Annotated in this window: 9 protein-coding genes; 6 read left to right on the top strand and 3 right to left on the bottom strand. The window is 63.2% G+C overall.

Annotated elements, in window-relative coordinates; translation table 11 throughout:
- The 3 genes from Q0D45_RS02175 to Q0D45_RS02165 form a co-directional block, all read left to right on the top strand.
- Positions 1-1,106: molybdopterin dinucleotide binding domain-containing protein (locus tag Q0D45_RS02175; RefSeq protein ID WP_293387855.1), on the top strand; the 1,106-nt coding region annotated here is incomplete at its 5' end.
- A 27-nt stretch (positions 1,107-1,133) separates the two neighbouring features.
- On the top strand, positions 1,134-2,285 hold the full coding sequence (locus tag Q0D45_RS02170; RefSeq protein ID WP_293387852.1) for an acyl-CoA dehydrogenase family protein: 1,152 nt from the start codon (positions 1,134-1,136) through the stop codon (positions 2,283-2,285).
- A 34-nt stretch (positions 2,286-2,319) separates the two neighbouring features.
- A complete protein-coding gene (locus tag Q0D45_RS02165; protein WP_293387849.1) occupies positions 2,320-3,882 on the top strand; it encodes a long-chain-fatty-acid--CoA ligase in 1,563 nt (520 codons plus the stop codon).
- Between the two features lie 8 nt (positions 3,883-3,890).
- On the opposite strand, the gene Q0D45_RS02160 is transcribed toward Q0D45_RS02165, so the two are convergent.
- The 3 genes from Q0D45_RS02160 to Q0D45_RS02150 form a co-directional block, all read right to left on the bottom strand.
- Positions 3,891-6,443: an HWE histidine kinase domain-containing protein gene (locus tag Q0D45_RS02160; protein ID WP_293387846.1), complete on the bottom strand. Its 2,553-nt coding sequence runs from the start codon at positions 6,441-6,443 to the stop codon at positions 3,891-3,893.
- Between the two features lie 496 nt (positions 6,444-6,939).
- Complete coding sequence (locus Q0D45_RS02155; protein ID WP_293387843.1) at positions 6,940-7,176, bottom strand: hypothetical protein; 237 nt, start codon at positions 7,174-7,176, stop codon at positions 6,940-6,942.
- A gap of 40 nt (positions 7,177-7,216) precedes the next feature.
- Complete coding sequence (locus Q0D45_RS02150) at positions 7,217-8,122, bottom strand: LysR family transcriptional regulator (protein WP_293387841.1); 906 nt, start codon at positions 8,120-8,122, stop codon at positions 7,217-7,219.
- 197 nt (positions 8,123-8,319) lie between these two features.
- On the opposite strand from Q0D45_RS02150, the gene Q0D45_RS02145 reads away from it, so the two are divergent.
- From Q0D45_RS02145 to Q0D45_RS02135, 3 genes are all read left to right on the top strand, one after another.
- The gene (locus Q0D45_RS02145; protein WP_293387839.1) at positions 8,320-8,697 is read left to right on the top strand and encodes a 2Fe-2S iron-sulfur cluster-binding protein; all 378 of its coding nucleotides are present in this window, start codon (positions 8,320-8,322) and stop codon (positions 8,695-8,697) included.
- Positions 8,694-9,128, top strand: coding sequence for a heme-binding protein (locus Q0D45_RS02140; RefSeq protein WP_293387837.1), 435 nt, complete (start codon positions 8,694-8,696; stop codon positions 9,126-9,128). The genes Q0D45_RS02145 and Q0D45_RS02140 overlap by 4 nt, the downstream gene beginning before the upstream one ends.
- 68 nt (positions 9,129-9,196) lie before the next feature.
- Positions 9,197-10,657 (top strand): 2-hydroxymuconic semialdehyde dehydrogenase, encoded by a 1,461-nt coding sequence (locus Q0D45_RS02135; protein ID WP_366946314.1) that lies wholly within the window; start codon positions 9,197-9,199, stop codon positions 10,655-10,657.
- Positions 10,658-10,749: the final 92 nt, after the last annotated feature.

Raw genomic sequence — 10,749 nt, 5'->3', positions numbered from 1 at the left:
CACCGGTGAAACGCCGCAGCCGCATCGGCAATCACCAGCAGATCGCCGGCGCCTATCCGATGACGATCATGGCCGACGAGATCCTGAGCCCCGGCCAGGACCAGATCCGGGCGATGATCGTCAACTCGGGCAACCCGGTGATCTCCGGTCCCGATGGTGCCCGTCTCGATCAGGCTTTCGAGCAGCTCGACCTGCTGGTCGCCATCGACTTCTTCCAGCGCGAAAGCCATCGCCACGCGCACTGGCTGATTCCCGGCTCGCACTTCCTCGAACGCGAAGAGCTGTATGCATTGTTCAGCGGCTTCATGGATCGCCCGTTCACGCAGTTGGGGCAGAAGGTCGTCGAGCTGCCTGGCGAGGTTCGCAGCGAATGGGATTTCTTCCTCGACCTGGCGCTGAAGATGGACGTGCCCTTTCTCGGCATTCCAGGCATGAACGGCATCGTCCGCGCCAGCCGCTGGGTTGCCCGCCGCACCGGCAACCCACACCATGCCTTCAATGTACGCTGGATCTGGGCTTTCCTGATCAAAGCGTTCACACCGCTGAAGTGGAAGGATCTGGTCAGCAGCCCGCAGGGCATCAGCTACGGCGAGCGGCGTTATGGCGATTTCCGAGCCGCCCTGCAGACGCCGGACAAGCGCATCCATGCCGCGCCACCGGCCTTCGTCGATGCGCTGCGTCAGCGCCTTGCCGAAGCACCGCCGGCCCTTGATCCGGAGTTTCCGTTCCGGATCGTCAATCAGCGCCGCGTGAGCATGATGAACAGCTGGCTGGTCGAGTCGGTCAAGCGCAAGCAGGCGCACGGCGAGTATGTGGAGATCCATCCCGACGACGCCCGAGCACTGAATCTGGTCGACGAGCAAGCCGTGCGCCTGTCCTCGCGCACCGGCAGCGTCGTTGCCAAGCTGCGGCTGTCGGCTGAAGTCTCCCGAGGCGTGGTCTGCCTGGAGCATGGCTGGGGCTCACGCGTGTTCGACCCGATGAACAACGGGGAGGCGCTGGTGCAGGGCGTCAACCGCAACCTGCTGATCGCCAGCGATGGCGCTGACGAACTCTCCGGCATGCCCAATCTCAATGGCACCGCAGTCGCCTTGCGGGCGGCCTGAACCCAACGATCCACAAGACCAATCCTCATGCTGATTCACCGAGCCGTTTACGAAGAAGAGCACAGCCTGTTCCGCGATGCCGTGCGCGGCTTCATCAAGGCGGAGGTGCTGCCGCACTTCACCGCCTGGGAGGAGGCCGGCATGGTCGAGCGCCGCTTCTGGCAGCGGGCCGGCGAGGCCGGCATTCTCTGCCCGCAGATCGCAGACAGCCACGGCGGCGCCGGCGGCAATTTCAAGCACAACGCCGTGGTGATCGAGGAGTTCGCCTACGCCGGCCTCGCCGGGCCGTTGTCCGATCTCACCGTGCACAGCGACGTCGGCGCCAGCTACATCGAAGATCTCGGCAACGAGGAGCAGAAGCAGCACTGGCTGCCACGATTGGCCAGCGGCGAGACGGTTTGCGCGGTGGCGATGACCGAGCCTGGCACCGGCAGCGACCTGCAAGCGGTGCGCACGCGCGCCACGCCAACAGAAGCCGGCTTCCGCATCAGCGGCAACAAGACCTTCGTCTCCAACGGCCAGCACTGCGATCTGGTGATCGTCGTTGCCCGCACTTCGGACGCGCCGGGGGCCAAGAGCATCAGCCTGATCCTGGTCGAGGCCGAACGCGCTGGCTTCAATCGCGGCCGCAAGCTGGACAAGCTCGGCCAGCTGTCCGCCGATACGTCCGAACTGTTCCTCGAAGACATCGAGGTGCCGCGCGGCAACCTGCTCGGCCGTGAAGGCGCCGGCTTCGCTTCGCTGATGCAGCAGTTGCCGCAGGAGCGCCTGGCGATCGCGCTGACCTCGATGGCCGCAGCCCAGCGGGCTTTCGACATCACCGTCGACTACGTGCGCAACCGCAAGGCCTTCGGCCAGGCGATCGGCGATTTCCAGAATACCCGCTACAAGCTTGCCGACCTGAAGACCGAACTGAGCGTCGGCTGGGCTTTCGTCGACCAATGCCTCGACAAGCATGTGCGCCGGCAACTCGATTCGACCCAGGCCTCGATCGCCAAGCTCTGGTGCAGCGAGATGCAAGGACGTCTGGTCGATCAGTGCCTGCAGTTCTTCGGCGGCTACGGCTTCATGCGCGAATACGAAATCTGCCGCCTGTATGCCGATGCGAGAGTCCAGCGCATCTACGGCGGCACCTCGGAAATCATGCGCGAGCTGATCAGCCGTTCGCTGGCTGCTTGATCTCAGCGCCAAACACGTACTAGGAGTAGCGTCGATGTGGTTGCATGCCGAAGTCCTCACCGTGGCAGACATTCCCCGATACTGGGGCGGGCAGACGCCGGATCGGATCGCGCTGATCGATCAGCAGGGAACGGCCACGTTCGCGCAACTCGATAGCGCCAGCAGCCGAGTTGCCAATGCGCTGATCGGCCATGGTGTTCCCGCGCGCAGCAACATCGGTTTTCTCGGCAAGAATTCCGCGCGATATTTCGAACTGCTGTTCGGCGTTGCCAAGGCCGGCTGCGCGATGGCGGCGTTGAACTGGCGTCTGGCGATTGCCGAACTGGTGCCGATCATCGAGGACGCGCAATGTCCGCTGGTGTTCGTCGATCGCGAGTTCGTGTCGGTCGTCGAGACCATCGCCCGACAATGCGCGCAGCCGTTCGAAATTGTGGTCTTCGATTCGAACTCGAGCGATCCCCAGGCACTGGATGCCTGGCTGGCAGCGGTCGATGACGCCGATCCGCAGTTGCGCATTCATCCACTCGATACTGCGGTGCTGATCTATACCTCGGGCACCACCGGCAAGCCGAAGGGCGTCGAGCTGACCCATCGTGCCTTCGATGCCATGCGCCTTTGCGAGCATCTGTCAGGTGCCTACGACTGGCGCCCCGGCGACATGATGCTGACCGTGATGCCGGTGTTCCATCTGGTCGGCACTGGGCTGTCGCTGCAGGCGCTGTACAACGGCGCGGGCATCACCATCCTGCCGATGCTGGACCCCGGCAAGGCGCTGGCGCTGATCCAGCGTGACCGTCCGACGATCTGCGCGCTGGTGCCGACGGCGATCCAGATGCTGATCGACCATCCGGACGCAAAGACCACGGATTTCTCCTCGTTGCGTCTGATGATGTATGCCGGTGCGCCGATTACCGCCGCGCTGCTGCGCCGGGCGCTGGTCGAGACCGGCTGCCAGTTCATGCAGTTCTACGGTGCTTCGGAATCGCTGGGCCCGCTGACCTTGCTGCGTCCTGATCAGCATGACCCGGATGATGAACCCAAGCTGCGTTCCTGCGGCAAGCCATTGCCCGAGATCGAGATCCGCATCCGCGATCCGGACGGCTACGATCTGCCGGACGGCCAGCCCGGGGAGCTGTGGATACGCGGCCCGACGATCTTCCGCAGCTACTGGCGTCAGCCCGAGGCGACGGCGGCCGTGCTCAAGGACGGCTGGTATCGCACCGGCGACGCCGGCTACCGTGATGCAGAGGGCTTCATCTATCTCGTCGATCGGGTCAAGGACATGATCGTGACCGGCGGCGAGAACGTCTACTCGGCCGAAGTCGAACAGGCACTGGCCAGGCATCCCGCCGTGCACTCCTGCGTGGTCATCGGGCTGCCTGATCCGAAGTGGGGTGAAAAGGTCACGGCCGTCATCGTGCTGGCCCCAGACCTGAAGGCAACGGCACAAGAGATCACTGCGCACTGCCGCGAACTATTGGCGGGCTACAAGATTCCGAAATCGGTTTTCTTCACCGATGCCCTGCCTCTGGGCGGCACCGGGAAGATTCTGAAGCGCGCCGTTCGGGAGCAATACCGGCAGGCTTTCGCCGACTAACTGCAGTCCTATCGGGTCAGCCGGCCGATCGCGCTGGCGATGCTTTCCTTCGAGAACGGCTTCTGCAGGATCGGCGTGCCCAGCAGTTCCTGCGGCAAGTCGGCCTTGTCGCCATAGCCGGTGGCAAACACGAAACGAATACCGAGTTCCAGCAGGCGCAGTGCGACCGGGATAGCGGTCTGGTCGCCCAGATTCAGATCGAGCACGGCGATGCTGGGTTGCTCGTCCTCGATCAAGGACAGGGCCTGCTGGACAGTCGAGGCTGACAGCACCCGGTCGGCGCCCAGATCCTTCAGGACCTGCTCGGTATCGAGCGCGATGATGAGACTGTCTTCGACCAGCAGTACCGTCTCGCCCAGCAGCACTTGCTGGTCGTTCGCGGTCATGTCCAAGCGCGACGGGATGGCACTTTTCGTCGAGCTCGGGAAGCGATCGATCGAGATGAATCTTGCGGGAATGCAGAACTTCGCTTCGAGGCCGGTGAGCTTGTAGAAGACTTCCGCGTTGCCGCCGAGATCGTAGGGAATCGAGCGATTGATGATGGTCGAGCCGAAGCCTTGCCGGATAGGCGCCTGAACCGCCGGGCCGCCGCTCTCCCGCCAATCGATGAACAGGTCGCCCGCCGCATCCAGACGCCAGTTCAAATGGACGCGCCCATGCTCGGACAGGCCGCCGTACTTCGAAGCATTGGTCAGCAGCTCGTGCAGCACCAGCGCCAAGGTGGAGTACGCGAGTGGCGACAGCAGGACATCCGGTCCCGAGAACGTGACGTGGTTGAGTTTGCCAATGAAGTAGGCGCCGGTCTCGTTCTCGATCAGTGAATGGAGAGGTGCTGCGCCCCAATGTTGCTGGGTGATCTGATTGTGGGCGCGGGCCAGGGCATTGATCCGGCTGTCGATCTGTTCGACGTAATCGTCGAAATTCGCCGCACTTCCCTTGGTGCGTCGAACCAGGCCGCCGATCAGGCTCAGGATGTTGCGTACCCGGTGATTCAGTTCGGCAATCAGCAGATCCTGCCGGCTGGACGCCAGCTGCCGCTCGGCATTGGTTTCCTCGGAAAAGCGCAGCACGACTTCGATCAGGGTCGTGCGCAGCATCTCTGCCGCATTGGTCTCCTGAGCGCTGAAAGGTCTGGAACGGCCCTTCACCAATTCCGACCAGGCCTCGAAGCTCTTGCGTGGCGTGAGGCGCGGGCCGTTGGGACCGAACTCGACAGGCTTGTGCGGATCACCACCCCAGCGCACCGTGCGGATCATTTCCTGACGGAATAGCACGATGTGGTCTCGCGGCGACCGCGAGATAGGCATCGACAGCATGCCCGTCGCAGTGCCTGACCAATGCGCAGCCGCAGGCAGCAGGTCTGCGATCCGATCGGTCGCATAAACCTTGCTGGAGGCCACGCCATTGAGCACCTTGATGATCTGCGCGAACTCCGATTCGCTGGGCGCAAGGCCGGCGAGTGCCACGCGACCATTGATCGACACGCCCATGCCGTCGGATTCGATCGCGCGATTCAGCGTATCGCCGAGCCAGCCGGGATCTTCGAGCAGCTTGGAATCGCTGGCGAGCGCACCGAGCAGGCTGCTCGAGACTTCGCGCGTCCTCGCCTGGAACTCGCTCATCAGCTGACGTTCGCGGCTTTCCAGCTTCATCGCGAACATCTGCCCGAACAGCTCGGCCAGCGAGCGCCGTTCAAGGCCCGGCAAGCGCGGTGCGTAGTGATGGCAGGCGAACAAGCCCCACAGCTTGCCGTCGATGACGATGGAAATGGACAGCGACGCGCCCACGCCCATATTGGTCAGATACTCGATATGGATGGGCGACACGGCACGCGTGACGGCCAGCGACAGATCGAGCGGCGCGCCGTTTTCGTCCAGCTGCGGAACGATTGCCACCGGTTTTGCCCGGACATCGGCAATCACCCGAAACAGGTTGCGGATATAGAGCGCCCGGGCCTGGGCCGGAATATCGGACGCCGGATAGTGCATTCCCAGAAAGCTGCCGATGCCGCTGCGCGCGGACTCGGCGACCACATGGCCGGCTTCGCTCTCGTCGAAGCGATAGACCATGACCCGGTCGAAGCCGGTGAGCACGCGTACCTGACGGGCGCCTTCCCGGAAGAAATCGGTCAGGCCTCTGGCGCCATCGAGACGCGACATCATGCTGCGCAAGGTGCCGGTCAGACTGATCGAATCGTTGCTGGCGGGCTCGACTTCAAAGATGAACTGGCCGTTGGACATATGAATCGCCAGGTCGAACGGGCGTTCATCGTCGAACAGCGGCAGCTTGAAGATGCGTTCGACGACGTCCGCGGTCACCAGATTGAACATCCGGTTGCGGATGGTGTGGACCGCCTCGGCCGCGAATACCCCGACGATGTGCCTGCCGATGAGCGCTTCCGGCGCCAGGCCGAGCAGCAACTCGCTGTTGGCAGAGACCCGGACGATGTTCCAGTCCGAGGAGAGCACGATCAGGAAACCGAACGGCTGGATCGCGCCGAGGATGTGAATTGGCTCCTGATCGCAGTTGCTGAGGTCGACCTTGAAGGACGGATCGGTCATGGCGCTACCGCTTCAGTCTGATTTCCGCGCGCAGCAGTCGGGTGTCCGGTCATGCCATTCATAGGGACTGCGTGGTTCGGAGCGAAATCAGGCCGCGCATCGTAAGCCTTTGAAAATGGGGTTGCAGCGTGCTTTTCCAGGGCACATCGGGCCCGAGACTGCTGGAACGGGCCCACGCATGCGCTTGATGACCAGATGGTGGGATTTCCGGGTTCGAGATCGGTTGGGAATCGCCAGCATGGCGCGCACTTGAACTGGAGCAGCATGCGCAGTGCCCAGTGCGGATCGGCGCTGATCCAGAAAGTGGCGGGTTTTTGAAAACTATCGGCTTTTTTGGGCTTGAATCTCAAAATTGAATGCTGCAGACTCCGGCAGCGCTCGATAACAACTTATAAGAAATATCGACGCCCAAAAAAAACCCCCTGAGTCAGGGGGCAAGGTGCGAGAAAGGCCGAAGCCTTTCTGGAGGAGACATCCGCAGTGCAATTGAGTTTTTCTACTTTTGCACTGCGGTGAATGACTGTTGTTGCGGTGCAGTATAAGCATGGTCGATGGCGCGGTCAAGAAATATGGCCGACCATTTATCGTTGTAAATCAGCCGCTTGTCGCAGACGCACAAAATATTTGACGGAACCGTCAAAAATAATTGATCGCCGGGATCGAATTTCGATCGGCAACTGGGCAGGGGCAGAAATGCCCCTAGCCTTTTGAAATCAAGCGCTTGGCTCTGCATCGGCGCTTATCGTGCCGGGTCTCAGATCTGATAGCACTCCCTAGCCGCGCGGCGGCAGCACCGCATGCACCACGTTGATGAACGCACGCAGCAGCGCGGATTCATCGTCGGCGCGGCGAATCATGCACAGATCGATCTGGGCCTCGGTTACTTCCAGTGGCACGTAGACGACACCGGGCAGGCGCAGGGTCAGCGCCGAATCGCTGGCCAGGGTCAGCCCGAAGCCGGATGACACCAGCGCGATCGCGGTGACCACGTCGTCCACTTCCTGAACAATCTGCGGCGTCAGGTGGCGGCTGTGGAACATGCTCAAGACCTGATCGATGAAGCTCGGTCGCGAGGTGCGTGGATAGACGATCAGCGGCTGGTCGGCGAGATCATCGAAGTTCAGGCGCTCGCGTTTCGCGAATGGATGCGCTTCGTGCACGGCCACGTTCAGCTGCTCGTGCAGCACCACATCCCAGAGCAGGCCGACCTCCTCGACGAAGAAACGATTGAAGCCGACGGTCAGCCGCCGCTCGCGCAGCGCCCGGATCTGCCCGGCGCGGTCGAGGTTGTGCAGCACGATGTCGACTTTCGGATAGGCCAGCCGGAACGCCTGGATCACCCGCGGAATCGCATCGAACACCGCGGAGCCGAATACCCCGATATCGAGTCTGCCGAGCTGCCCCTGGGCGGCCATCTGGGTGCGGTCGATCGCCTGCTCGGCGAGCGCCAGCAGGTTGCGCGCTTCTTCGTAGAACACCGCACCGGCGGCGGTCAGTTCGACGCCACGCGGCTGCCGCTCGAGCAGGGAAACGCCGAGCAATTCCTCCAGCTGCTGCACCTGACGGGTCAGCGGCGGCTGCGAAACGTGCAGCCGCTGAGCCGCCGCGCGAAAGCTTTTCGACTCGACGACAGCCGTGAAGTAACGCAGGTGCCGGAACTCGATGGGGCCGAATTTCATGCGAAAAGTGATTCACGCGGCTCGGGCTTGAGCGGCGGAACGATACCGCTCAGGTATCGCAACGGCAAACCAAAAGTAATGGACGGTATAGGTCGAACGGCCTACCTTTTCGATCACGCGCAGTACTCGCTGCGCCAGCTAGACGATGTCCGTACAACGCCCGCAGAGGCGCTGGCGCATGACGAGGAGAGAGCCTGATGCAGCATCGCATCACCATCGAAGGCAGCAGTGCCGAATTCGCCTGTCGCGGCGATCAGTCGGTGCTCGACGCGATGGCGGGGCGCAGCAATGCCTCGATCGCGATCGGCTGCCGCAGCGGTGGTTGTGGCGTCTGTCGCGTGCAGGTGCTGTCCGGCAGCTACGAGCTGGGCGTGATGAGCATCGACGAAGTCACCCATGAATGCCGCAGCAAGGCGATCGTGCTCGCCTGCCGTCTGACACCCACCAGCGATCTCCATCTCCGCGCACTTGGCAAGCGCGTCAACCGCTGCGCGCAGCTGAGCACGGCGGAGTTGATCCGCAGCCTGACGACACGCAGCAGCAGTCAGCCGTCATCCACCGGAACGCCGTCATGAGCACGCCCTTGTCCGTGGCCCGTCCGGTCATTCATCACGCGGCGGCGATGCGGGTGGCCGCGGCTGCTGTCGCCAAGGCCGAAGCGCTGGGCATCCATGTCTGCGTCGCCGTCGTCGATAGCACGGCGCGCCTGGTCGCCTATCTGCGGATGCCCAATGCCTTCCTGATCTCGGACGAGGTCAGCCTCGCCAAGGCGAAGAGCGTGGCTTCGGCAGCCGGCTTGCCGGCTGAAGTCGTCGAAGGCGCTTTTGCCGCCGAACGTCCGCAGGTACGCGAAGGCCTCCTCAACATTGCCGGTTTCACCTTGATCCGTGGCGCGCTGCCGCTGCGTGACGATGAGCTGGTGATCGGCTCCGTCGGTGTTTCCGGCGGCTCTGAAGCGCAGGACGTTCTGTGCGCCGAAGCCGCTGTCGCAGCACTCCATTCCTGAACGCGAAGACTCCACTCATGGCCAACGATCCCTCCGCTGCTGGCGCGCCACCTGACGCCGTCGCCGCACTGAAAAGCTTCAAGCACTTCATCAACGGCGAGTTCGTCGACAGCCGCAGCGGCAAGTCGTTCGAGAAGCGTTCGCCGGCGGACAACGCGCTGATCGGCCACGTGCAGGAAGGCGGCCAGCCCGAGATCGATGCCGCCGTCGCCGCTGCCAAGGCGGCGATGGAAGGCCCGTGGGGCCGCATGAGCATCGATGAGCGCGCGGCGCTGCTGCACAAGGTTGCCGACGAAATCACGCGCAGATTCGGCGATTTCGTCGCCGCCGAAATGGCCGACACCGGCCAGCCGAAATCGATGATGGAGCACGCCTTCATCCCGCGTGGTGCGGCCAACTTCAAAATCTTTGCCGACGTGGTCAAGAACGTCGCCACCGAAAGCTTCATGACGCCGACGCCGGACGGCGCGGGCGCCTTGAACTACGCGCTGCGCGTACCGAAAGGCGTGATCGGCGTGATCTGCCCATGGAACGCGCCGCTGCTGCTGATGACCTGGAAGGTCGGCCCGGCCATGGCCTGCGGCAACGCGGTGATCGTCAAGCCGTCCGAGGAAACGCCGGGCACGGCGACTCTGCTCGGTGAAGTGATGAACGCGGTCGGCGTGCCGAAGGGCGCCTACAACGTCGTTCACGGCCTCGGGCCGAACTCTGCTGGCGAATTCCTCACCAGGCATGAAGGCGTTGCCGCGATCACCTTCACCGGCGAAACCCGCACCGGTGCCGCGATCATCAAGAACACCGCGGATGGCATACGCGATGTGTCCTTCGAGCTTGGTGGCAAGAACGCCGGCCTGATCTTCGCGGACTGCGATTTCGATGCCGCGATCGAAGGCACGATGCGTTCGGTGTTCCTGAACTGCGGCCAGGTCTGCCTCGGCACCGAACGGCTGTACGTCGAGCGGCCGATCTTCGACAAGTTCGTGGTCGCCCTGAAAGCCAGGGCCGAAGCGCTGAAGCTCGGCGCGCCCATCGATGCGGGCGTGACCCTGGGCCCGCTGATCTCGAAAGAACACCAGGGCAAGGTGCTGTCGTACTACGCCAAGGCCAAGGCCGAAGGCGCGACCATCGTCACCGGCGGCGGCGTGCCGGAGATGCCGGGCGCGCTGGCCAACGGTTCCTGGGTGCAGCCGACGATCTGGACCGGCCTGCCGGAAACCGCGAGCGTGATCCGCGAAGAGATCTTCGGACCCTGCTGCCACATCACGCCGTTCGATGACGAGGCCGACGCGATCCGCATGGCCAACGACACGAAGTACGGCCTGTCGACGGCGATCTGGACCAGCAACCTGTCCCGTGCCCATCGTGTCGCGGCCAAGGTCGAAGTAGGCATCACCTGGATCAACAGCTGGTTCCTGCGCGATCTGCGCACGCCGTTCGGCGGCAGCAAGCAATCCGGCATCGGCCGCGAAGGCGGCGTCCATTCGCTGGAGTTCTACACCGAGCTGCGCAATGTCTGCGTCAAGTTGTAGGGCGGGAAAGCGGCCGGCTTTTGGGCCGCGCATCCCGCCGTATTCGATGCCGGAGGGAGCGAATGGAATCCCGCATCCCGCCGGATTGGATG

This window comes from Nevskia sp., assembly GCF_023266035.1.
In the GTDB taxonomy this organism is placed as follows: domain Bacteria; phylum Pseudomonadota; class Gammaproteobacteria; order Nevskiales; family Nevskiaceae; genus Nevskia.
This window is presented reverse-complemented; position numbering and strand designations above follow the sequence as displayed.